Origin of the sequence: Cellulomonas hominis, assembly GCF_005239125.1 — a bacterium.
Classification (GTDB): domain Bacteria; phylum Actinomycetota; class Actinomycetes; order Actinomycetales; family Cellulomonadaceae; genus Cellulomonas; species Cellulomonas hominis_A.
On the sequence record NZ_SZYE01000031.1, the window covers coordinates 1 to 22,368 of the forward strand.

At 75.2% G+C, this 22,368-nt stretch carries 17 protein-coding genes; 6 read left to right on the forward strand and 11 right to left on the reverse strand.

The features are described 5' to 3' along the window. Positions 1-991 (reverse strand): beta-N-acetylglucosaminidase domain-containing protein (locus FA014_RS06235; RefSeq protein WP_195969180.1); only part of this gene is annotated, 991 nt, incomplete at its 3' end. Between the two features lie 175 nt (positions 992-1,166). Here FA014_RS06235 and FA014_RS06240 point away from each other — a divergent pair. Continuing rightward, positions 1,167-3,968 (forward strand): alpha-mannosidase, encoded by a 2,802-nt coding sequence (locus tag FA014_RS06240; RefSeq protein WP_230322915.1) that lies wholly within the window; start codon positions 1,167-1,169, stop codon positions 3,966-3,968. Positions 3,969-4,032: 64 nt separating this feature from the next. Here the strand turns inward: FA014_RS06240 and FA014_RS06245 are convergent, their stop codons facing one another. Next, a complete protein-coding gene (locus FA014_RS06245) occupies positions 4,033-6,627 on the reverse strand; it encodes a hypothetical protein (protein WP_154728839.1) in 2,595 nt (864 codons plus the stop codon). Positions 6,628-6,872: 245 nt separating this feature from the next. Between FA014_RS06245 and FA014_RS06250 the strand changes: the two genes are divergently transcribed. Then, positions 6,873-8,243, forward strand: coding sequence for a sugar ABC transporter substrate-binding protein (locus FA014_RS06250; protein ID WP_154728840.1), 1,371 nt, complete (start codon positions 6,873-6,875; stop codon positions 8,241-8,243). A 75-nt stretch (positions 8,244-8,318) separates the two neighbouring features. Here FA014_RS06250 and FA014_RS06255 read toward each other — a convergent pair whose 3' ends face one another. The 3 genes from FA014_RS06255 to FA014_RS06265 form a co-directional block, all read right to left on the reverse strand. Further along, positions 8,319-8,792 carry a nucleoside deaminase gene (locus FA014_RS06255; protein WP_419178374.1) on the reverse strand — a complete coding sequence of 158 codons (474 nt, stop codon included), beginning with the start codon at positions 8,790-8,792 and terminating at the stop codon, positions 8,319-8,321. Between the two features lie 187 nt (positions 8,793-8,979). Then, on the reverse strand, positions 8,980-9,336 hold the full coding sequence (locus tag FA014_RS06260) for a TraR/DksA family transcriptional regulator (protein ID WP_154728841.1): 357 nt from the start codon (positions 9,334-9,336) through the stop codon (positions 8,980-8,982). 175 nt (positions 9,337-9,511) lie between these two features. Then, a complete protein-coding gene (locus FA014_RS06265) occupies positions 9,512-10,198 on the reverse strand; it encodes a TetR/AcrR family transcriptional regulator (protein ID WP_195969181.1) in 687 nt (228 codons plus the stop codon). Positions 10,199-10,336: 138 nt separating this feature from the next. On the opposite strand from FA014_RS06265, the gene FA014_RS06270 reads away from it, so the two are divergent. Next, the gene (locus FA014_RS06270; RefSeq protein WP_154728843.1) at positions 10,337-11,863 is read left to right on the forward strand and encodes an MFS transporter; all 1,527 of its coding nucleotides are present in this window, start codon (positions 10,337-10,339) and stop codon (positions 11,861-11,863) included. Between the two features lie 119 nt (positions 11,864-11,982). Here the strand turns inward: FA014_RS06270 and FA014_RS06275 are convergent, their stop codons facing one another. Continuing rightward, entirely contained in the window at positions 11,983-12,312 is a 330-nt protein-coding gene (locus FA014_RS06275) for an MGMT family protein (RefSeq protein ID WP_154728844.1), read from the reverse strand. Beyond that, complete coding sequence (locus FA014_RS06280; RefSeq protein ID WP_230322917.1) at positions 12,313-13,446, reverse strand: PP2C family protein-serine/threonine phosphatase; 1,134 nt, start codon at positions 13,444-13,446, stop codon at positions 12,313-12,315. It abuts the gene before it with no gap. Between the two features lie 108 nt (positions 13,447-13,554). Between FA014_RS06280 and FA014_RS06285 the strand changes: the two genes are divergently transcribed. Continuing rightward, positions 13,555-14,835, forward strand: coding sequence for a GNAT family N-acetyltransferase (locus FA014_RS06285; protein ID WP_154728845.1), 1,281 nt, complete (start codon positions 13,555-13,557; stop codon positions 14,833-14,835). Positions 14,836-14,956: 121 nt separating this feature from the next. On the opposite strand, the gene FA014_RS06290 is transcribed toward FA014_RS06285, so the two are convergent. After that, a complete protein-coding gene (locus tag FA014_RS06290) occupies positions 14,957-15,409 on the reverse strand; it encodes a ribose-5-phosphate isomerase (protein ID WP_147796174.1) in 453 nt (150 codons plus the stop codon). Between the two features lie 153 nt (positions 15,410-15,562). Between FA014_RS06290 and FA014_RS06295 the strand changes: the two genes are divergently transcribed. After that, on the forward strand, positions 15,563-17,539 hold the full coding sequence (locus tag FA014_RS06295; protein WP_154728846.1) for a M13 family metallopeptidase: 1,977 nt from the start codon (positions 15,563-15,565) through the stop codon (positions 17,537-17,539). Positions 17,540-17,618: 79 nt separating this feature from the next. On the opposite strand, the gene FA014_RS06300 is transcribed toward FA014_RS06295, so the two are convergent. Both FA014_RS06300 and FA014_RS06305 read right to left on the reverse strand, forming a co-directional pair. After that, the gene (locus FA014_RS06300) at positions 17,619-18,176 is read right to left on the reverse strand and encodes a hypothetical protein (RefSeq protein ID WP_154728847.1); all 558 of its coding nucleotides are present in this window, start codon (positions 18,174-18,176) and stop codon (positions 17,619-17,621) included. Positions 18,177-18,239: 63 nt separating this feature from the next. Next, positions 18,240-18,863 (reverse strand): mycothiol-dependent nitroreductase Rv2466c family protein, encoded by a 624-nt coding sequence (locus FA014_RS06305; RefSeq protein ID WP_328288177.1) that lies wholly within the window; start codon positions 18,861-18,863, stop codon positions 18,240-18,242. A gap of 227 nt (positions 18,864-19,090) precedes the next feature. Here FA014_RS06305 and pepN point away from each other — a divergent pair, with 227 nt between their 5' ends. Further along, complete coding sequence (gene pepN, locus FA014_RS06310; protein ID WP_154728848.1) at positions 19,091-21,730, forward strand: aminopeptidase N; 2,640 nt, start codon at positions 19,091-19,093, stop codon at positions 21,728-21,730. Between the two features lie 42 nt (positions 21,731-21,772). On the opposite strand, the gene FA014_RS06315 is transcribed toward pepN, so the two are convergent. Further along, on the reverse strand, positions 21,773-22,363 hold the full coding sequence (locus FA014_RS06315) for a toxin (RefSeq protein WP_154728849.1): 591 nt from the start codon (positions 22,361-22,363) through the stop codon (positions 21,773-21,775). Between the last annotated feature and the right edge of the window lie 5 nt (positions 22,364-22,368).

Below are 22,368 nucleotides of genomic sequence, written 5' to 3' on the forward strand. Positions count from 1 at the left end.
GCCCGACGACCGCCGACCGCGGCCCCGCCACGGCCGCCAGCGCGTCGGCCGCCGCCCGCGCCGGGTCGTACGCCGCCGGGTCCCGGGCCCAGGCGCCGACGGTCGCGAGCGGCAGCCGGGACGGCAGCGCCTCGATCATCGCGTTGGCGACGACGCCGTCCAGCGGCAGCCCGTCGACGTCGTCCGGCCGGCCGGTGAGCGGCCCGAGGAACAGCCGGGTCCGGTCGAAGTCGTTGACCGGGTAGTTGTCCCACAGCACGATCCGCCGCCCGAACGCCGCGGCCGCGGCCTGCACGTCCTCCCGGGTGACCTCCCCGACGACGATGTCCCGGCCGGTCCACAGCACGCGGGCGTCCGCGGGCAGGGTCCCGGCGAGCGCGTCGCGGTACGGCGAGCGCCCGCAGCCGGCGTAGTCGGTCGGGCACACGGTCATCGGGGCGGTGAGCCCGTGCGGCAGCAGGAACGCCTCCCGGAACCGGGCGGCCGCCTCGCCGTGCGCGCGCCCGCTGCCGGCCTGGCCCGCGCCGTAGGCGGCGACGTCCTCGGGGTGCGGCAGGTCGTACGGCACGTCGTCGAACAGCAGCCACACGTCCCGGACCCCGGCGGCGCGCACCTGCTCGGCCTTGGCAGCGAGCGCCGCGTGCTCGGCGTCGTCGGAGTACCGCATCGACAGGCCGGGGGCGACCGACCAGACGAACGCCACCCCCGCGGCGGCGGCCCGGTCCGCGAGCTCGCCCAGCCGCGCGAGCTCGGCGGCGGGGTACGGCTCGCGCCACCGCTCCCGGTGCCACGGGTCGTCCTTGGGCGCGTAGAGGTAGGTGTCGAGACCGAGCGCGGGGGCGGCGTCGAGCAGGGCGAGCCGCTCGTCGTGCCGCCACGGCGGGCCGTAGAACCCCTCGACCACCCCGGCGGACAGGCGCCCGGCGCGCCCGGCGTCACCTCCGACGGCGGACGCGCGGGCGGGCTCGTGCGGTCGTCGTCGACTCGGCATGCGGCCCAGCCCACCAGCGGGCTCGTGGGGTTGTCAATCTCCACACATGTGTGCGACAGCGGACACAGCGATCCCGCGACGGCCGACCGCCGCCCCGGTCACGCACCTCGATATGGGATCGATTGCAGAGTACGATCGACACCGACCACCCGCGCGACGACGCACGAGGAGCACGATGAGCCGGCCACGCCAGACCACGGGCGCGCCCCTGTCCAACGCACCGGCGGGCGCCCAGCCCCGGGACCTGCCGCCGACCCCCCGCCCGCACGCGACGCCGGACCGGACCATCCACATGATCGGGAACTCGCACATCGACCCCGTCTGGCTCTGGCCGTGGCAGGAGGGCTACCAGGAGGCGCGCGCGACGTTCTGGTCCGCGATCCACCGGATGGACGAGTACCCGGACTTCGTGTTCACCTGCGACCAGATGGTGCTGCTGTCCTGGGTCGAGGAGCAGGACCCCGAGCTGTTCGCCCGCATCACCGAGCGGGTCGCCGAGGGCCGGTGGGTCAACGTCGGCGGCTGGTGGGTCGAGCCGGACTGCAACATGCCGATGGGCGAGTCCTTCGCCCGGCAGGGGCTGTACGGCCAGCGGTACCTGATCTCGCGGTTCGGGAAGCCCGCCACGGTCGGGATGAACGCCGACCCCTTCGGGCACAGCGCGAGCCTGCCGACGGTGCTGCGCGGCCACGGCCTCGACTCGTACCTGTTCCTGCGTCCCGGCCCGCACGAGAGCGAGCTGGACGAGACCCTGTTCCACTGGCAGGCGCCCGACGGCAGCCGCGTGCTGGCCTACCGCATCCCGTTCGAGTACTGCTCCCCCGCCGGCTCCGTCGACGGCCAGGTCGACAAGGCGCTCGGCGCCCTGGACCGGTCGCTCGGCGACGTCATGGTGCTGTACGGGGTCGGCAACCACGGCGGCGGCCCCACGATCGCCAACATCGAGTCGATCCACCGCTACGACCGGATGGGCTCGTTCGGCCGGCTGCGGATGTCCTCCCCGCGCGAGTACCTGGACGGTGTCCAGGCCCGCGGCGAGGCGTTCCTCGACGGCCTGACCACCTGGACCGACGACCTGCAGCACCACGCGCCCGGCTGCTACTCCGCGCACTCCGGCATCAAGGCCTGGCAGCGGCGCGCGCAGTACGCCCTGCTGTCCGCCGAGCGCTGGGCCGCCGTCACGGCCGTGCACGACGCCACCCCCTACCCGCGCGAGGACCTGGAGCGCGCGTGGAAGCAGGTGCTGTTCAACCAGTTCCACGACGTGCTCCCGGGCTCCGCGATCGAGCACGCCTACGACGACGCCCGCGACCAGCTCGGCGAGGCCGTCGCGATCGCCAAGCGGATCATCGTCCGGGCGCACAGCACGATCGCCCGGCAGGTCGACATCCCGCTCGACACCGCCACGCAGCCGGTGCTGGTGTTCAACCCGCACCCGTGGCCGGTGTCGACCGACGTGGAGCTGCACTACGGCTCGCACCCCGGCGCCGTGCACGTGGTCGACGGCGACGGCGACGGGCGCACGGTCGTCTCCCAGCCGACCCAGTCCCGCGCGGCCACCAACCAGACCGGCCGCGGTGCCCTGGTGTTCCGCGCCGAGGTGCCCGCGCTGGGCTACCGCCTCTACCGGGTGCGCCTGGCGGCCGAGCCGCGGGTCCCGGAGTGGAGCGCCGGCGCGCCCGGCCCGCTGTCGGTGAGCGAGACGGTGCTGGAGAACGACCTGGTCCGCATCGAGCTCGACCCGGCGACCGGCTGGATCCGCTCCTACCTCGACAAGCGCACCGGGCTGGACGTGCTCCGCGGGGTCGACGGCGCCCAGCACACCCAGGTGTGCGACGACCCGACCGACACCTGGGGCCACCGCGTCGTGTCCTACGCCTGGGCGGGCGACAGCATGAAGCTCGCCCGGGTCGTCGTCCGGGAGTCCGGCCCGCTGCGCGCCCGCGTGCGGGTCGAGCGGGAGTGGGGCGCCTCGACGATGACCGAGGAGCTGCTGCTGGACCACGACTCGGCCGTGCTGCGCGTCGACGTCACCCTGGACTGGCGCGAGCGGGCGCACCTGCTCAAGCTCCGGTTCCCCACCGCGCTCACCGACCCGCGGGCGACCTACCAGATCCCCTACGCCGAGCTCGAGCGGCCCGTCGACGGCGCGGAGGAGCCCGGCCAGGGCTGGGTCGACCTCACGGGCACGCTCGACGGCCGACCGGCGGGCCTGACGCTCGTCACCACGAACAAGCACGGGTACGACGTGTCGCCGGGCGCGGAGCCGAGCATCGGGGTCACCGCCGTGCGCAGCCCGGTGTACGCCTGGCACGACCCCCGGCTGCTCGACGGCGACGACGTGCACGCCTACCAGGACCAGGGCGTCCAGCGGTTCTCCTACGAGCTCGTCGCCCACGCCGGCGACCGGCACGCCGCCGACCCCGGCCGCCGGGCCGCGCTGCTCGGGTCGCCGGTGCGGGCGATGCTCGAGTCGTTCCACGCGGGGTCGCTGCCGGACGCCGGGTCGTTCGCGTCCGACGGCGGCGGGGCGGTGTCGATCACGGCGCTCAAGGGCTCCGAGGACGCCGTCGACGCGCCCGGCGGGGCCGACCTGGTCGTGCGGGCCGTCGAGACCCGCGGCGAGCCGGGCACCGCCCGGATCGAGCTGCCCGTGGTGGGGCGGACGATCGAGGCGGAGTTCGGGGCGTTCCAGCTGCGCACGTTCCGGGTGCCGGCCGACCCGGACGCGCCGGTGGTGGAGGTCGACCTGGTGGAGCGGCCGCTGGCCGACGCGGGGGGCGACGTCCGGGTGGACGCGCCAGCGCGGGCGGGTGGGGCGCCGGCGGGCGGGGCCGAGCCGGCGGGCGACCCCGGCGGGTCTCCGGCGGACGACCACGCGGCCACCGACGCGCTGACCGCGACGGAGGCCTCCGCCCCGGACGCGACGGGCCGCCCGCGGCCGGCCGAGGCACCGTCGGCGGACGACGCGGTCTGACGGCAGCGCGACGAGGGCGCCACCCGGTTCGGGTGGCGCCCTCGTCACGTCCGCGGGGGCGGCGTCAGGGCTCGCGGCGGAGCAGGACCTCGCCCACCCCGTGCGGCCCCAGCGGCACCCGGCCGTCGCCGGCGACGCGCACGCGCCCCGGGCCGTCCCACGCCACCTCGGCGTCGACCGGCTCGGCCCCGACGTTCCGCAGCCGCACCCGCACGGTCCCGTCCGGCATCGGCCGCACCTCGGCGAGCACCCGGTCCGCCGGCGACACCCGCAGCCCCAGCCCGCCGTCGACCGTCACCGGGCCGTCGTACGCCCGCGCCTGCAGCGGCTCCGCCAGGTCGCGGCCGAACACCCGCACCCGCTCCCGGGTCACCGGCCCGTCGACCGCGGCGAACCGGTACCGGTACGCGCGGGTGCCCTCCTGCCGGGCCTGGAAGTTGGTGAAGTGCAGGTTGTTCATCAGCCAGGACGACAGGTACCCGGTCGGGGCGTGCAGCGTCCGGGCCCACTCGCCGGTGTGCAGGCCGCCGAGCTGCACGAGCGGCGCGTCGACCGATCCCCACAGCACCCCGCCGCCCGAGCCGGGTCGGTGCACCCCGACCGCGTGCTGGACGGAGTACCAGTCCTTCGACGTGTCGGGCAGCTGCTCGCTCTCGGCGGCGTACACCGCGCCCGCGGTCTCGAGCAGGAACTCGGGGTCCTCGACCCGGAACGGGAACGCCACGTGGATGCTCTCCGGGCCGAAGGCCTCCGGCTTCACCAGGGCGACCTCGAGGTCCACGACGTCCAGGTCCCGGTACAGGGTCAGGGTGGTCGTCGCCGGCGGCAGGCCCGGCGGGGTGGTCCACCACGCGATCCGCGCCCACGACTCCCCCTCCGTCACGAGCGGCTCCTCGGTGCCGGCCGCGGGCCGCCGGTCGAAGTCGGGCCCGGGGAAGTCGGGGTGGAAGTCCTTGGGGTCGCGGACGACCATCGGGTGCTCGCTCCCGGGGACGACCGTCTCGGTGACGACCGCCCCGAGCCCGTGGCCCGCCGCGTCCGCGTCGACCAGCTCGCGCCCCGACGGCAGGTGCACGAGCGACACCACGCCGCCGCGCGCGGGGTCGACGACGGCCCGGTACGCGCCGCACGCGATCTCCCGCGCGGCACGGGCGGCACCGGCCGGCGCGGGCAACGGGACCGTCGTCACGCCGAACGCCGGCACGGTGGCGACGGTCCGGGCGCGGGTGCGGCCGTGCACCTCGACGTCGACGGGCTCGGTGCGCGCCCGCTCGGTGGGGTTGACCACGACGACCCGGGTCGCGTCGGTCCCGGCCGTCCCGCCCGGCACGCCGCCCGCCTCGCCCCCGCTCGCCACCACCCGGAACAGCCCCTCGACCGCCAGGTCCCGCGCGAGGTCGAACGCCCCGTACGCGAACCCGGCCTTGGCGTTCCAGTGCGCGTGGCTGAACGACGAGTAGGGCTTGGAGTACGTCTCCCACGACCCCCAGGTGTGCTCCGCGAACAGCAGCAGCTCCGCGTCCACCCGGTCCAGGTCCCGCGCCACCTCGGCGTCGGACCGCAGCCGGACCGGACCGCGCCGGTAGCCCATGACGTCCGCGAGCGCCGGCGCCCCGTCCCCGCGCAGCCGGGTCAGCCCGAGCGTGGTCTGCGCGGCCCGGGCGAACGACCGGGCCTCCCGGTAGACGGCGACCTCCCGGGCGGTCGAGCCGTGGCCGTGCGCCCACCAGTCCGACCACTCGCCGCGGGCGACCGGCACCTCGGCGGCCTCGGCCTGCGGGCGCAGCACGTCGAGCGCCTCGTCGATCGTGGCGGTGCGCATCGGCTGCTCGGGGTGCCGCGCGTTCCAGTGCCGCACCACCTCGAGGAACAGCGCGGTCGGCCACCGGTTGTCGTTGGCCGCGTGCACGACCGCCGTGTCGTACGGGTAGTCGTCGCGCTTCTCCAGCGCCGCGACGAAGTCGGCGACGTGCGCCTCGGCGGCCTCGACGTCCCCGTCGACGATCCCCCACTCCTCACCCACGCCGTAGTGGGTCGACAGCCACACGAACACGCGCCCGCCGGCGGGCCCCTGCCACCAGAACCCGGTCGGCTGCGGGTAGGGCGCGCGGCCGTGGTCGGGGTTCAGGGCCATGACGAGCCGGTCGGCCCCGGCGCGCCGCATGGCGTCGACCGTCCCCCACGCGATGCCGTTGACGTCGCCGTGCTGCTCGGTGCGCACGGGCACGCCGGCCGCGCGCAGCCGGCCCAGGGCGCCGTAGGCCGCGTCGAGCTCCGCGTCGCCGAGCAGCTGCGTCATGTTGAGGTAGCCGCCGGTGACCGCGAGGCGCCCCTCGGCCACCCGCCGGCGCAGCCGCTCGACGTCCGCGGGTGCGGCGTCGTCGAGGAACCGCAGCACCGGGCGGGCCACCTCGAACGTCCAGCGGAACGCGTCCGGGCCGTCCCCGTCGTTCGTGTCGCACAGGTCGAGCACCCGCCGTACGGTCGCCGCGTGCAGGTCGTCGATCAGGCGCGGGCTGTTGGTGTAGCCCACGTCGTGGTGGGTGTGCCCCACCAGGAGGACCTGCCGGATCGGGCGGTCCAGCAGCGGGCCGCCGGGGCGCGGGCCCGCGGGCTCCGGCGACTCGTCGGTGCGCGTCTCGTCGGGTGTGGACGACATCCTCGGGTCCTCACTTTGTGGCATCGTTACCATATGAGCCTAGTCACACGGCAGGCCGTCGGTCCAGGGCAACTAGGCGTTCGACAGGCGTGATCACACCGTGATCCCGAGGGGCTTGTCTCAGCCGAAGGCCCTGAACTACCGTCCGATGTGGGAAGGTTTTCAGATCCTCGGCACTGCTGCCGAGGGCTCTCCCGCGGGCCGGCGACGACGCCGCCCCGCCGGCCGAGGAAGGGAAGACGTTCATGAGGAAGAGTCGCCGCGCCGCGATCGCCCTGCTGCCGGTCGCCGCACTGGCCCTGGCCGCCTGCAGCTCGGGCGGAGGTGGTGACGAGGGGTCCGGCGAGCCGACGGACTTCAGCACCGAGGCCTCGGGCTCGCTCAACGCCTGGGGCTTCGAGAACGCCGACGACGTCGGCCAGTCACGCCTCGACTACGCCGCCGAGCAGCTGCCCGACGTCGACATCGAGCTCGACGCCACCGCGTTCGACTCGCAGAAGTTCACCACCCGGCTCGCCTCCGGCGACGTCCCCGACGTCGTGCAGATGGACCGCCGGTACGTGACCACGTACGCGGCCCAGGACCTGATCCTGCCGCTGGACGCCTGCTACAGCGCCCACGACGTCGACCCGGAGCAGCAGTACTACCCGTCGGTCGTCGACGACGTCCGGTACGGCGACCAGGTCTGGGCGGTGCCGCAGTTCTACCAGCCGCCCGCCATCATCCTGAACAAGCGCGTCATGGACGCCGCGGGCGTCACGGCGGACCAGATCGACACCTCGCAGCCCGACGTCCTCGTCGCGGCGGTCGAGAAGATGTACAAGGAGAGCGGCGGCGTCCCCACCACGCTCGGCTTCGACCCGCAGGCGACCGGCCAGGGCGGCCTGTGGATCCTCGGCCAGGGCGGCCAGCTCAACGACGCCGACGGCAAGCCCACGCTCGACGACCCGTCCAACGTCGCCGGCATCGAGCTGCTCAAGCAGATCACCGACGCCCAGGGCGGCTTCGCCAAGGTGAAGTCCTTCACCGACTCGTTCGACACCTTCGGCGACAACAACCAGTACGTCGCCGACCAGGTCGGCGCGCAGGTCAACGCCCAGTGGTACCCGAACGTCCTCGGCGCCTACGTCGGCCAGATCCAGATCGAGGCGGTGCCGTTCCGCGACCAGGACGGCAACCCGTTCTCCGTCGCCTCGGGCACGGCGTTCGTCATCCCGGCCGGCGCCCAGAACAAGGACGCCGCCTGCTCCTGGATGCTGAACCTGACCTCGCAGGACGCGTGGATGGCGGCCGGCGCGGCCCGTGCCGACACGATCGCGACCGACGGCGGCATCAACACCGGCCTGTTCACCGGCTCGCCGGAGGCCGACAAGGCGATCCGCGACCAGTACGTCACCGAGACCGGCGACGCCGGCTTCGACCAGGTCATCTCGACCTTCTACGACGTCGTGGACTACGGGAAGACCTTCGGGTCCTCGCCCGCCGGCCAGGAGATCCAGAACGAGCTGAACAACGCCATCACCGCGGCGCTGCTCGGCGACAAGACGCCCGAGGAGGCGCTGGCCGACGCCCAGACGGCGGCGCAGCGGGCGTACGACAACATCACGGGCGGCTGATCGACCCGCCACCCCGCACGAGGAGGGGCCCCGACGCGGTACCGACCGCGACGGGGCCCCTCCGTCGTCCCCCGGTCAGGCGCGGTGCTGGGCGAAGAACTCTCGGAGCACGGCCCCGCACTCCGCCTCGCGCACCCCGCCGACCACCTCGACCCGGTGGTTCAGCCGCGAGTCCCGCACGACGTCCCACTGCGACCCGCACGCCCCCGCCTTCGGGTCCCACGCCCCGAGCACCAGCCGCGGCACCCGGGCCAGCACGGTCGCGCCCGCGCACATCAGGCACGGCTCGAGGGTGACCACCAGGGTGCAGTCGTCGAGCCGCCACCGGCCGAGCGCCGCCGAGGCCGCCCGCAGGGCCAGCACCTCGGCGTGCGCGGTCGGGTCGGCATCGGCCTCCCGGCGGTTGCGCCCCGCACCGACGACCTCGCCACCCGGCCCCAGGACGACCGCGCCCACGGGGACGTCACCGGTCGCGGCGCAGCCCGCGGCCTCGGTCAGGGCCAGGCCCATGGCGGTCAGGTCGTCGGGGCGCGCGAACATGCGGCCCATCCTCGCGCACCGCGGCGGGGGTCTCCTGGAGCGCGCGGGGTGACGGCCGCCGCGCGCGGGGCGGGGCCGGTCGCCGCCAGGCCGGGTCGGTCGACGCCGGGCCGGGTCGGTCGACGTCGGGCCGGGTCGGTCGCCGTCGGGCCGGGCGGGTCGCCGTCGGGCCGGGCGGGTCGCCGCCCGCGCCGCGTCAGCGGCCGGCGCACCCCACGCAGGTCCGGGCGGTCGGCACGGCGCGCAGCCGCTCGACCGGGATCGGCCGGTGGCACCGCGTGCACGTCCCGTACGTGCCCGCGGCCAGCCGGTGCTCCGCCTCGTCGATCTCCCGCAGCCGATCCCGCTGGTCGTGCGTCAGGGCGTCGAGCAGCCGGCGCTCGTAGGCGATCGTCGACCCCTCCGGGTCGTGCTCGTCGTCGGCGACGGTCTCCCGGGAGGCGGCGACGACCGCCTCCCGCTCGGCGTCCGTGCCGGCCAACCGCGCCAGGGCCTCGCGCCGCCGCTCCGCGAGGAGCGCGGTGACCTCGGTGGGGTCCAGCGTCTGCGCCATGGGACCAGTATCCGCCCGCGACGCGCCCCCGCACCCTCCCGCCCCCCTCCTGCACCCTCCCGCCGAGCTTGCGCCTGATGCGGGGTTCCTGAGCCGTGAACCCCGCATCAGGTGCAAGCTCGCCGGCGGCGACGCGCGGGGCGCGCGGGGCGCGGGCGGCGGCAGGGGCGGCGCGTCAGCGCGCGTCGGCGAGCAGGGCCTGCTCGCCCGCCACCGCGTCGGCCGGGCGGCCCGTCGCCAGCGGCAGGATGATCGTGTCGATCAGGCGCTCCGCGAACTCCGCGTCCATCGGCCGGTGCGCCACGACCTTGCGGTAGTGCACCATCGCCGGGGCGACCGCCGCGATCATGTCGAGGTCCACCCCGGGCGCCGTGTCCCCCCGCAGCCGCGCCCGCTCGAGCACCTCGCGCGCGAGCCGGACCCGGCCCGCCACGAACTGCTCGTGGAACACCGCACGCACCTCGGGCTCCTCGCGGACCGCCGTGAGCAGGCCCGTCATGAGGTCGTCGCTCTTCATCCGGGTGGCGCGCACGAAGATGCTGAGCAGGTCGTCGCGGATCGACCCGGTGTCGGGGACCTCGTCGATCGTCATCTGCTTCGCGCACAGCAGGCAGTCGACGGTGAGCTGCACCTTCGACGACCAGCGGCGGTAGACGGTCGACTTGCCCGCCCCGGCGCGCTCGGCGACCGCGTCCATCGTCATGCCGTCGTAGCCGCGCTCGATCAGCAGCTCGCGGGCGGCCTGCAGGATGACCTCGTCCTTGGACCCGTCGCGGCGCCGGCCGGGCCGGCGGGCGGCGGTCGCGGTGGCGGTCCCGGTCGCGGGCGCGCCGACGTCCGCGACGTCCTCGCGCGCGGTCATCCGGGCTCCTCTCGACGTGGCCATCATGCCCGCAGCGACGACGGGAAACAAATCGAGACTGGGGGGTTTCGAAACTCACCGGTCCTGGTTTACGGTCGTGCCATCCCCCCACACCGTCGTCCTGACCGGAGCACCCGTATGTCCTCGTCCGCCGCACCCACGCCGCCCGCCGGGCGCCGCTGGCTCGTGCTCGCCACCGTCGCGCTGGCGCAGCTGATGGTCGTCCTCGACGCCACGATCGTGAACATCGCCATGCCGTCCGCCCAGGCGGAGCTCGGCTTCAGCGACAACGACCGGCAGTGGATCGTCACCGCCTACGCCCTCGCCTTCGGCAGCCTGCTGCTGCTCGGCGGCCGGCTGTCCGACATGTTCGGCCGCCGCCGCATGTTCCTCATCGGCCTGGTCGGCTTCGCCGTGTCCTCGGCCCTCGGCGGCGCCGCCGGCACGTTCGAGCTGCTGGTCGCGGCCCGCGCGCTGCAGGGCGTGTTCGGCGCCGTGCTCGCCCCGGCCGCGCTGTCGGTGCTGACCACCACGTTCACCGTCCCCAAGGAGCGCGCCCGCGCGTTCGGCATCTTCGGCGCCATCGCCGGCATGGGCGGCGCCATCGGCCTGCTGCTCGGCGGCTACCTCACCGAGAACTTCGACTGGCGCTGGAACCTCTACGTCAACGTCGTGATCGCGGTGGTCGCCCTGGTCGCGGGCGTCGTCCTGCTCCCCCGCGCCGGCGGGGCGGCCGGGCACCGGCTCGACGTCCCGGGCGTCCTGCTCGGCTCCGCGGGACTGTTCGCCCTCGTGTTCGGCTTCTCGCAGGCCGAGCCGCAGGGCTGGGACTCGCCGCTCACCTGGGGGCCGCTCGCCGCCAGCGTCGTGCTGCTCGTCGCGTTCGTGATCCGGCAGCGCACCGCCGCCAACGCGGTGCTGCCGCTCGACGTCGTGCTGGACCGCGACCGCGGCGCCTCGTTCCTCGCGATCCTGGTCGCGGGGTCGGGCATGTTCGGCGTGTTCCTGTTCCTCACGTACTACCTGCAGTCGACGCTCGGGTACACCCCGATGCGGACCGGCGTCGCGTTCCTGCCGATGGTGCTGTCGATCATCGTCACCGCGCAGATCCAGTCGAACCTGCTCATCCCCCGGTTCGGGCCCAAGGTGCTCGTGCCGATCGGCATGCTGCTCGCCGCGGGCGCGATGCTCACGTTCACCCGCCTCGAGGTGGACAGCACCTACGCCGCGCACGTGCTGCCCGGGCTGGTCCTCATGGGCATGGGGATGGCGTCGATCATGCCGGCGTCGTTCCAGCTGGCCACGCTCGGCGTCGCCCCGCGGCTCGCGGGCGCCGCGTCGGCCCTCGTGTCGACCAGCCAGCAGGTCGGCGGCGCGATCGGCACGGCGCTGCTGAACACGCTGGCCACGACCGCCGCGACCGCGTACCTCGCCGACCACGCCCCGGTGACCCCCGAGGTGGCGGCCGAGGCCGCGCTGCACAGCTTCGACACCGCGTACGCGTGGTCGGCGGCGATCTTCGCCGGCGGCGCCGTCATGGCGGCCCTGGTGTTCCGCCGCCGCGCCGACCGTGCGGCCCGCGCGGCGGCGGGCCAGGCGGACGCCGGCGCGCAGGCGGAGGCCCCGGCCACCCCGGCGGCCCCGTCCGCGGTCCCCGCGCACTGAGCCCGGACCCGCTCGCCCCGCCCGCCGAGGGAGGACCCGCGCGCCGAGGGCACGCGAGGTCCTCCCTCGGCGACAGGGGTGGCGGGGCGGGCGGCGGGCGGGCGGCAGGCCCGCCGGGGTCAGTCGTCCGGGAACCAGATCGCGCGGCGGAGCGCCACGCGGGTGCCGTCCGCCGACAGCGGCGTGCCCTCCGCGCGCAGGTGCTCCAGCGCGGCGCGGGCGTGGTGCGCCGGGGGCGCGCCCGAGGCGTTCACCACCCGCCACCACGGCACCCCCGAGCCGCCGCGGGACATGATCTGCCCGACCTGGCGGGGTCCGCCGCGCGCGGGCAGGCCCTCGGCGACGAACCGGTCGGCCACCACCTCCGCGATCGTCCCGTAGGTCATGGCCCGGCCCGCCGGGATGGCGTCGACGACGTCGAGCACCGCCTCCAGGTACGCCTCGTCCACTCAGGCCCTCCGCACCAGCACGAGCGCGCGGTCGTCGCCCTCGCCCGCGCCGATCTGCACGAGCACGTCGTCCGCCCCGCCGCGTCCGGTCGACAGCACGCCCTCGGCGGCCCCGCGGAGCCGGTCGATGCCGAGGTCGAGGTCGCCGCCGGGGGTCTCCACCAGGCCGTCGGTGTAGAGCAGCAGGGAGTCGCCGGGGTCGATCCGGCCGCGGACCGCCGGGAAGGCCGCGCCGGGGAGCACGCCGAGCGCGGGGCCGCCCCGGACCTCCACCAGCTCGACCGCCCCCGAGCCGGCGTGCAGGTGCACCGGCGGCAGGTGACCCGCGGACGCGACGGTGTACTCGCCGGTCGCGAGGACCAGGCTCACGTGCACGGCCGTCGCGAAGCCCTCCTCCCAGTCCTGCCCGAGCAGGTAGGCGTTCGCGGCCGGCAGGAACGACGGCGCGGGCAGCTGGCCGATCAGCCCGGCGAGCGCCCCCGACAGCTGCAGTGAGCGCACTCCCGCGTCCTGCCCCTTGCCCGACACGTCGACCAGCGCGATCTCCAGCACCGCGCCCTGCTCGCGCAGCGCCGTGACCAGGAAGTCGCCCGAGAACGCCTCGCGGTGCGCCGCGTGCAGCGCGGACTGGACGCGCCAGCCGTCGGGCAGCGCCGGCACCTCGCCGTGGGCCGCGAGCCGGTCCCGCAGGTCGACGAGCATCAGCTCGCCCGGCGCGCCCTGCAGGCCCAGCCGCTCGCGGTGCGCCGCGAACGCCAGCAGCGCCCCGATCGCGATGCCCTGGAGCAGGTACGTGCCCGGGGTGAACTCCCCCAGGCCCGCGAGCGGGATCGCGACGAACTGCACGACGATCGCCGCGCACAGCACGACCATGCCGCGCATCCGGAGCAGGAACGCGCCCAGGAGCTCGATCAGGATGAACGTCGACGGCGGCACCCACGGCCGGGCCCAGACGATGCCGGCCGACGCGAGGAGCGTCAGCCCGACGAGCAGCGTGGTCAGCGCCCGCTGCGAGCCGACCCCGTACCGGCGCAGCAGGGCGCGCACGCGGTCCAGCGCGCTCGCGGCCCTGCGGCGCCGCGCGGCCGGCTGCCCGGGCGGCACCGGCGAGGTCGGGGGGCCCGGGGTCGTCACGCCGCGAGGGTACCCAGCAGGCTGAGGGCGCGGCCAGGTGCCGCGACGGGAGGGTCGGTGCGCGAAATCGCGTGACCCGTCGCGACGGCGACCAGCAGGATGGCGAGCATGAGCACCACCACCACCACCACCGGGTACCGCCTGTTCGAGATCACCGCCGACCGCGTCGAGGACTACCGGGCCGTCGACGGCATGGCCTTCGCCGAGCCCGCGCGCGACCCGGCGCTCGACGCCGAGGTGCCGTTCGCCGTGCCCCTGGACCGGGCGGTGGCCGTCGAGACCGAGGACGGCGAGATCGTCGCCGTGCACGGCTCCTACGCGTTCACGCTGCCCACGCCCGGTGGGTCGGTGGCGTGCGCCGGGCTCACCTGGGTCGGCGTGCGGCCGGACCACCGCCGCCGCGGCCTGCTGTCCACGATGATGCGGGCCCACCTCGACCGGTCGCTCGGCCGCGGGGAGCCCGTGTCGGCGCTGTTCGCCGCCGAGCCCGGGATCTACGGCCGGTTCGGCTACGGCTCGGCCTCGGACCACCTCCGCCTGACGATGCCGCGCGGCGCCGCGCTGCGGGGCGTCCCCGGGTCCGCCGACCTGACGGTGCGGTTCGTCACGCTCGACCCGGCCGCGCACGAGAGCCTCGTCGAGGACGTGTACGCCGCGGCGGGGCGGGGCCGGCCCGGCTGGATCCGCCGCGGGTCGGACGCCCTGCGCCGGATCGCGGTCGCCGACCCGGCGGCGTGGCGCAGCGGCGGGGAGCAGGCGCGGCTCCTCACCGTGCACGCCCCTGACGGCAGCCCACGCGCGTTCGCGATCCTGCGTCGCACCCAGACCTGGGCCGACGGCGGCGCGGAGTACCCCGTGCAGGTGCGGCTGTCCGCGGCCGTCGACGCCGCGGCGGCGCACCGGCTGTGGTCGGTGCTGCTCGACCTCGACCTCACCGCGAAGGTCACCACCGGGATGCTGCCGGTCGACGACCCCCTGCTCGCCCTGCTGGTCGACACCCGGCGCCCGGTCCCCCGGGTCAGCGACAACCTGTGGGTCCGGCTGCTCGACGTGCCCGCCGCGCTGGCGGGCCGCCGGTACGCCGCGCCGCTCGACGTCGTGCTCGGGGTGCGGGACGCGATGCTGCCCGGCAACGACGGCGCGTGGCGGCTGGTCACCGGCGAGGCCGGGGCGGACGGCACCTACGGCGCCCGCGTCGAGCCGGCGGGGGCCGTCGCGCCCGACCTCGAGCTCGACGTCCGCGAGCTCGGCGCCGCCTACCTGGGCGGGCGCAGCCTCGCGGCCCTCGCGGCGGCGGGCCAGGTCACGGCCGCGCGCCCGGACGCGCTGCACCGCGCGGCGACCGCCTTCGGCTGGCCGGTCGCCCCGGTGTGCCCCTGGGTGTTCTGACCGGCAGAGCCGCCGAGTCTCCGCTTCTCGTCTGCGCCCCGGTGGTCCGGGACAGACGCGAGATGGAGACTCGGCGGGCGCGGCGCGCAGCGCGCAGCGCGCGCGGCGCGCGCGCAGCGCGTCAGGCGCGGGCGGCCTCGTACGCCGCGAGCTGGTCGATCCGGCGCTGGTGGCGCGGGTCCTGGCTGAACGGCTCGTTCACGAAGACGTCGACCAGCTCCAGCGCCTCGTCCACCGAGTGCTGCCGGGCGCCGATCGCCACGACGTTCGCGTCGTTGTGCTGCCGGCCGAGGCGCGCGGTGTCGGTGTTCCACGCCAGCGCGGCGCGCACGCCGGTGACCTTGTTCGCGGCGATCTGCTCGCCGTTGCCCGACCCGCCGATGACGACGCCGAGGCTGCCGGGGTCCGCGACCACGGCCTCGCCCGCGGCGAAGCACACGGCCGGGTAGTCGTCCTGCGGGTCGTACTCGGCGGCGCCGTGGTCGACGACGTCGTGCCCCGCGGCGCGCAGGTGCTCGACCAGCGCGACCTTCAGCTCGAACCCGGCGTGGTCAGCGGCGACATGGATACGCATGGGGCCATCCTGCCGCACGCCCGGCCACGGCGTCGCGGGCGTCCGCGTCCCGGCCGCCGCGGTCCGGGGCAGCGCTGCGTCACCCCCGCGACCTAGGCTGGCTCCCGGTGCGTGCCCGCGCGCCTGCCCGACCGGAAGGGACCCCCCTCGACCATGACCCGCAGCGGCATCGACACCTCGGCCTTCGACCCGGCCGTCCGTCCCCAGGACGACCTGTACGCGCACGTCAACGGCCGCTGGGTCGCCGAGCACGTGATCCCCGCCGACCGGGCGATGGACGGCTCGTTCCGCGCGCTGCACGACCAGGCCGAGGAGCAGGTCCGGGACATCATCGTCGAGGCGGGCGAGGCCGCTCAGGCCACCGGGGTGCAGGCGCAGATCGGTGCGCTGTACGCGTCGTTCATGGACACCGACGCCGTCGAGGCCGCGGGCACCGAGCCGCTGCGGCCCGACCTGTCGGCGATCGCCGCCGCGACCACCCGGGAGGACCTCACGGACGTGCTGGGCTCCCTGCAGCGCTCGGGCGCCGCGGCCGGCACCGGGTTCTGGGTGGACAACGACGCGAAGGACCCCGAGCGGTACGTCGTCTACCTGTACCAGTCCGGCCTCGGCCTGCCCGACGAGTCGTACTACCGCGACGAGCAGTACGCGTCCGTGCTCGCGGCCTACCGCCCGCACGTCGCGCGGATGCTGCGCCTCGGCGGCTGGGTCGCGGACGAGGCGGCGGCCGACGAGGCCGCGGGCCGGGTCGTCGCGCTCGAGACGAAGATCGCCGCGGGCCACTGGGACGTCGTGAAGGACCGGGACGCCGACCTGACCTACAACCCGACCACGCTCGCCGCGCTGGCCACGACGGCCCCCGGCTTCGACTGGGAGGCGTGGTCCCGGGCGCTGGGCGCCCCGCAGGGCTCGCTCGACGAGCTGGTGGTGCGCGAGCCGTCGTTCGCGACCGCGTTCGCCGGCCTGTGGGCGTCGGAGCCGGTCGCGGACTGGCAGGCCTGGCTGGCGTACCACGCCATCACCGCGCGGGCCCCGTACCTGTCCTCCGAGCTCGTCGAGGCGAACTTCGACTTCCACGGCCGCACGCTGACCGGCGCCCAGGAGCTGCGGGACCGGTGGAAGCGCGGCGTCTCGCTCGTCCAGGGCGTGCTCGGCGAGGCCGTCGGCGAGGTGTACGTCGCCCGGCACTTCCCCCCGGCGCACAAGGAGCGGATGGAGGTGCTCGTCGGCCACCTGGTCGAGGCGTACCGCGAGTCCATCACCGCGCTCGACTGGATGGGCGAGGACACCAAGGCGAAGGCGCTCGCGAAGCTCGACGCGTTCACCCCGAAGATCGGCTACCCGGTCAAGTGGCGCGACTACTCGGGCCTGGAGCTCCGCGCCGACGACCTGGTGGGCAACGTCCGCCGCGCGTCCGCCTTCGAGCAGGACCACGAGCTGAACAAGATCGGGAGGCCGATCGACCGCGACGAGTGGTTCATGACCCCGCAGACGGTCAACGCCTACTACAACCCCGGCATGAACGAGATCGTCTTCCCCGCGGCGATCCTGCAGCCGCCGTTCTTCGACGCCGACGCGGACGACGCCGTGAACTACGGCGGCATCGGCGCGGTCATCGGGCACGAGATCGGCCACGGCTTCGACGACCAGGGCTCGAAGTACGACGGCCAGGGCCGGCTCGAGGACTGGTGGACCGAGCAGGACCGCGCGGAGTTCGAGAAGCGCACCTCGGCGCTCATCGAGCAGTACAACGCCTTCTCCCCCGCGCAGCTGCACGGGTCGCACCACGTGAACGGCGCCCTCACGATCGGCGAGAACATCGGCGACCTCGGCGGCCTGTCGATCGCGCTCACGGCCTACCGGATCGCGCTCGGCCGCCCGCTGGACGAGGCGCCCGAGGTCGACGGCCTCACCGGCGTGCAGCGGGTGCTGCTCGGCTGGGCGCAGGTGTGGCGGGCCAAGGGCCGCGACGAGGAGATCATCCGCCGGCTCGCGGTCGACCCGCACTCCCCGGACGAGGTCCGCTGCAACGCGGTGGTGCGGAACGTGGACGAGTTCTACACCGCGTTCGACGTGCAGGAGGGCGACGGGCTGTACCTCGCGCCCGAGGAGCGCGTGCGCATCTGGTGACGGACGGCCGCGGCGCCCGTCCCCGGCCCGGGGGCGGGCGCCGCGGCGCGTCGTCGGACCCGCGCGAGCGGGCCGGCCGTCACGGCAGCGTCGTCAGCGCCGCGGTCGCCACCCGGAACCCGGCCCCGGTCTCGTCCACCACGCACGACATGCCGTTCGACCCGCTGGTGCAGGTGTAGGGCCCGACGGTCTGCGTCTGCCCGTACTCGAGCACCGGGGTGTCGGCCGAGGCGGGCGCGGGCGCCGGTCCCTCGACGCAGGGCGTCGTGACGCCGTCGGACTCGTTCAGCATCACGGTGTGCCCGGTGGTGCCGGTGCAGCCCTCGGACGCGGGCACCTCGTACTGGATGTTCGCGATCGTGCAGGTCACGCCGTCGGGCGACATGGTGCAGGCGATGTTGCCGGTCGGGGACGCGAACGACGTCGCGACGTCGCTGGTCGCGCCGGACGCGGCGCCGTCCGTCGCACCGCCGGACGCGGCCTGCGAGGCGGGCGCCGACGGGTCCGCGGTCGTGCCGCCGTCGCCGGATCCGCCGCCGAGCACGACGATCGCCGCGACGACCAGGCCGAGGACGAGCACGACGTCGACGGCGAGGAAGATCTTGACGCCGCGGCTCAGGTTCGCGAGGGCTGCCATGTCGTACCTCCGGGGGTGGGGCGGGGGCGGCGCGCACCCGGGGGGCGGGCGCGCGGCCGGCGCTCAGTCGAAGACGGGGCCCTTGGTGCGGGTGCGCTTGAGCTCGTAGAACCCGGGCACGCCGGTGATCAGGACGAAGCCGTCCCAGAGGCGGCCGGCCTCCTCGCCCTTCGGGGCCGGCGTCATCACGGGGCCGAAGAAGGCGGTGCCGTTGACGGCGACGACCGGGGTGCCGACCTCGTCGCCGACCAGCGCGATCGCCTCGGCGTGCGAGGCCCGCAGCTGCTCGTCGAACTCGTCGGTGTCCCCGTACGCGACGAGCGACTGCGGCAGCCCGACCTCGTCCAGGGACTCCCGGATGATCGCCCAGGTGTCCGTGCGGCCGCCCGGGTGCCGGCGGGTGCCGAGCGCGTCGTACAGCGGCTTGAGGTGCTCGGCGCCGTAGAGCTCCTTGGCGGCGGTCAGCACGCGCACGGCCGCCCAGGAGTCGTCCATCAGCGCGCGGTACTCGTCGGGGAGGTCCCGGCCCTCGTTGAGGACGGACAGGCTCATCACGTGCCAGCGGACGTCGACGTCGCGGACCCGCTGCACCTCGGTCATCCAGCGCGACGTCATCCACGCCCACGGGCACGCGGGGTCGAACCAGAAGTCGGCGGTGTCGCGGTCGGGCGCGGTCGTCACGGTCACTGGGCGGGCTCCTCGGGCTGTCGACGTCAGGGTGCGTGCGCGCGGACGCGGGCGCCGTCCGTCGACCGCGCCGTCCGCCATCATGCCCCGGAACCGGGGGCCCGTGTCACGTGGGGGCCGGCACCCGGCGGACGCACGCACCCGCCGGGTGGTGGAATGATGCGGCGACGCCTCAGCGAGGCTGTCCCCCGCAGACCTGCGACCGACGTTCCACGAGGAGACCCCGCGTGCCCGCAGAGAACCTGACCCGCGACGAGGCCCGGACCCGGGCCGCCCTGGTCGACGTCCAGTCCTACGACGTGGCGCTCGACCTGACGACGGGGCCGGTGACGTTCACCTCGACGACGACCGTCCGGTTCACCGCCCGGGAGGCCGGAGCCGGCACGTTCCTCGACCTGATCGCGCCGACCGTGCACCGCGTGGTGCTGAACGGGACCGAGCTCGACCCGGCCGAGGTCGTCGCCGACTCCCGCATCCGCCTGGACGGACTCGCCGAGCAGAACGAGGTCGTCGTCGTCGCCGACGCGGCCTACATGAACACCGGCGAGGGCCTGCACCGGTTCGTCGACCCGGTCGACGACGAGGTGTACCTGTACTCGCAGTTCGAGGTGGCCGACTCCCGGCGCGTGTTCGCCGTGTTCGAGCAGCCCGACCTCAAGGCCACCTTCGCGTTCACGGTGACGGCGCCGGCGCACTGGGTGGTCGTGTCGAACTCCCCCGCGGTCGGCGACCCGGTCCCCGTCGAGGGCGGCAGCAACCGCAACGGCGGCCGCGACGAGGGCACCGCCACCTGGACGTTCGAGCCGACGCCGCGGGTGTCCTCGTACATCACCGCTGTGGTCGCGGGCCCGTACCACCACGAGCACGGCGAGCTCACGTCGCGCGACGGCCGCACCATCCCGCTCGGCGTGTACTGCCGCGGCTCGCTCGCGCAGCACCTGGACACCGACAACATCCTCGACATCACGCGGGCCGGGTTCGCGTTCTACGAGGAGCAGTTCGACTTCCCGTACCCGTTCGCCAAGTACGACCAGCTGTTCGTCCCGGAGTTCAACGCGGGTGCGATGGAGAACGCCGGAGCGGTCACGTTCCTCGAGTCGTACGTGTTCCGGTCGAAGGTGCCGGAGGCGACGGTCGAGCGCCGCGCGGTGACGATCCTGCACGAGCTCGCGCACATGTGGTTCGGCGACCTGGTCACCATGCGCTGGTGGGACGACCTGTGGCTGAACGAGTCGTTCGCCGAGTACGCGTCCACGCTCGCGACCGCCGAGGCGACCCGCTGGACGTCCGCGTGGACGACGTTCTCCTCGCTGGAGAAGGGCTGGGCCTACCGCCAGGACCAGCTGCCGTCGACGCACCCCATCGCCGCGGACATCCGCGACCTGGAGGACGTCGAGGTCAACTTCGACGGCATCACCTACGCCAAGGGCGCCAGCGTGCTGAAGCAGCTCGTCGCCTGGGTCGGCCAGGAGCAGTTCTTCGCGGGCGTCCGGCGGTACTTCGCGAAGCACGCGTGGGGCAACACCGAGCTGCGCGACCTGCTCACGGAGCTCGAGGCCACCTCCGGCCGCGACCTGTCCGCGTGGTCGGCGCTGTGGCTGGAGCAGTCCGGCGTGACGCTGCTGCGCCCGGAGATCGCGTCCGAGGTGGGCGAGGACGGCGTCGAGCGGATCACCGCGCTGGCCGTGCGCCAGGAGGTGCCCGCCACGCACCCCGTGCAGCGCCCGCACCGCCTGGTGGTCGGCGGCTACGACGTCGTCGCCGGCGCGGACGGCGAGACCCGGCTGGAGCGCACCGTCCGCGTGGAGCTGGACGTCGACGGCGAGCGCACCGAGGTGCCCGAGCTCGTCGGCGCGAAGCGCCCCGACCTGCTGCTGCTCAACGACGAGGACCTGGCCTACGCCAAGGTCCGGCTGGACGAGCGCTCGCTCGCCACCGCGATCGCGCACCTCGGCCACTTCACCGAGTCGCTCCCCCGCACGCTCGTCTGGGCGGCGGTCTGGGACGCGACCCGCGACGGCGAGACCCCGGCGCGGGACTACGTCGACCTGCTGCTCGGCAACATCGCGCACGAGACGGACTCCTCGGTCGTGCTGGTGCTGCTCCGGCAGCTGCACACCGCGCTCGACCTGTACGTGGCCGCCGAGCACCGGTCGGCCACCGAGGTCGCCGCCGCGGACACGCTGTGGACGCTGGCCACCGACGCCGAGGGCGGCAGCGACACCCAGCTGCAGCTCGTCAAGGCGTTCGCCGCCCGCGCGTCGACCCCCGAGCAGCTCGACGCCGTCGCGGCGCTGCTGGACGGCGGCACCCGGCTGGACGGCCTGTCGATCGACACCGACCTGCGCTGGGAGCTGCTGACCTCGCTGGTCGCCGGCGACCGCGCGGGCGAGGCGGAGATCGACGCCCAGCTCGCGGCGGACCCGACCGCGACCGGCCAGCGCGCCGCGGCAGCGGCCCGTGCCGCGCTGCCGACCGCCGCCGCCAAGGCCGCCGCGTGGGCCGCGGTCGTGGACTCCGACGCGCTGCCGAACGCCCTGCAGGCCGCCACGATCGGCGGGTTCGGCCGCGTGCACGACCGTGCGCTGCTCCGCCCGTTCGTCGCGCCGTACTTCGACGGGCTCGAGCGGGTCTGGTCCGAGAAGACCAACGAGATGGCGCAGAACATCGTGACCGGCCTGTACCCGACCGAGCTCGCGGACGACGCCGGCGACGGCGCGGTCGACGTGGCCGGGGCGACCGACGCGTGGCTGGCCGCGCACCCGGACGCGGCCCCGGCGCTGCGCCGCCTGGTGGTCGAGGCCCGCGACGGCGTGCGCCGGCTGCTGGCCGCCCAGGCGGCCGACCGCCACTACCACGAGGCCTGAGCGCCCCGCCGAGATCGGCGCCCCGACCCGAGATCGGTGCTTCTAGGCACCGATCTCGGGCGAGGCCGCCGATCTCGGCGCGGGGCCGGCCACCGGGAGGGACGTCAGCCAGCGGCGCGCCGCGCGCGGGCTGCGCAGGCGCACCACCGGGACCGTCCCCCGCGCGGCCTCTGCGGCGTACTGCTCGCGGTTCCGGGCGTGGCTCGTCCACGCCCAGAGCACGATGTTCTCCTCCGGGTCGCGCCGCACCAGGTTCCGGAGCTGCTCGCGGTTGCCGTGCCAGAGCTCGCGGCGCAGCAGGCCCCGGCCCAGGGTCCGCCGGACCACCCGCGCCATGACCAGGGGCCGCGCGTAGTCGAGCCACACCACCACGTCGGCGTCGTCGGCCAGGCCCTCCCGGCGGGTGTTCCAGTTGCCGTCGACGACCCAGCCGCCGGGCGACGCCGCGAGGAAGTCCCGCAGGACCCCCTGCGCCTCGGCGAGGTCGCGCATCTGCCAGTCCGGCGCCCAGAACACCTCGTCCAGCTCCCGGTGCGGGACGCCGAGCCGCCGGGCGAGGGCGCGCGCGAACGTCGTCTTGCCGGCGCCGGAGGTGCCGACGACGCGCACGCGACGCGGGGGCCAGGTGGTCATCGCGG

What these genes read in the sequence shown, in the direction of transcription:
- FA014_RS06240 (WP_230322915.1), top strand. Translation starts at nt 1,167, where the DNA reads ATGAGCCGGCCACGCCAGACCACGGGCGCGCCCCTGTCCAACGCACCG.
- FA014_RS06245 (WP_154728839.1), bottom strand. Translation starts at nt 6,627, where the DNA reads ATGTCGTCCACACCCGACGAGACGCGCACCGACGAGTCGCCGGAGCCC.
- FA014_RS06250 (WP_154728840.1), top strand. Translation starts at nt 6,873, where the DNA reads ATGAGGAAGAGTCGCCGCGCCGCGATCGCCCTGCTGCCGGTCGCCGCA.
- FA014_RS06255 (WP_419178374.1), bottom strand. Translation starts at nt 8,792, where the DNA reads ATGGGCCGCATGTTCGCGCGCCCCGACGACCTGACCGCCATGGGCCTG.
- FA014_RS06260 (WP_154728841.1), bottom strand. Translation starts at nt 9,336, where the DNA reads ATGGCGCAGACGCTGGACCCCACCGAGGTCACCGCGCTCCTCGCGGAG.
- FA014_RS06265 (WP_195969181.1), bottom strand. Translation starts at nt 10,198, where the DNA reads ATGACCGCGCGCGAGGACGTCGCGGACGTCGGCGCGCCCGCGACCGGG.
- FA014_RS06270 (WP_154728843.1), top strand. Translation starts at nt 10,337, where the DNA reads ATGTCCTCGTCCGCCGCACCCACGCCGCCCGCCGGGCGCCGCTGGCTC.
- FA014_RS06285 (WP_154728845.1), top strand. Translation starts at nt 13,555, where the DNA reads ATGAGCACCACCACCACCACCACCGGGTACCGCCTGTTCGAGATCACC.
- FA014_RS06290 (WP_147796174.1), bottom strand. Translation starts at nt 15,409, where the DNA reads ATGCGTATCCATGTCGCCGCTGACCACGCCGGGTTCGAGCTGAAGGTC.
- FA014_RS06295 (WP_154728846.1), top strand. Translation starts at nt 15,563, where the DNA reads ATGACCCGCAGCGGCATCGACACCTCGGCCTTCGACCCGGCCGTCCGT.
- FA014_RS06300 (WP_154728847.1), bottom strand. Translation starts at nt 18,176, where the DNA reads ATGGCAGCCCTCGCGAACCTGAGCCGCGGCGTCAAGATCTTCCTCGCC.
- FA014_RS06315 (WP_154728849.1), bottom strand. Translation starts at nt 22,363, where the DNA reads ATGACCACCTGGCCCCCGCGTCGCGTGCGCGTCGTCGGCACCTCCGGC.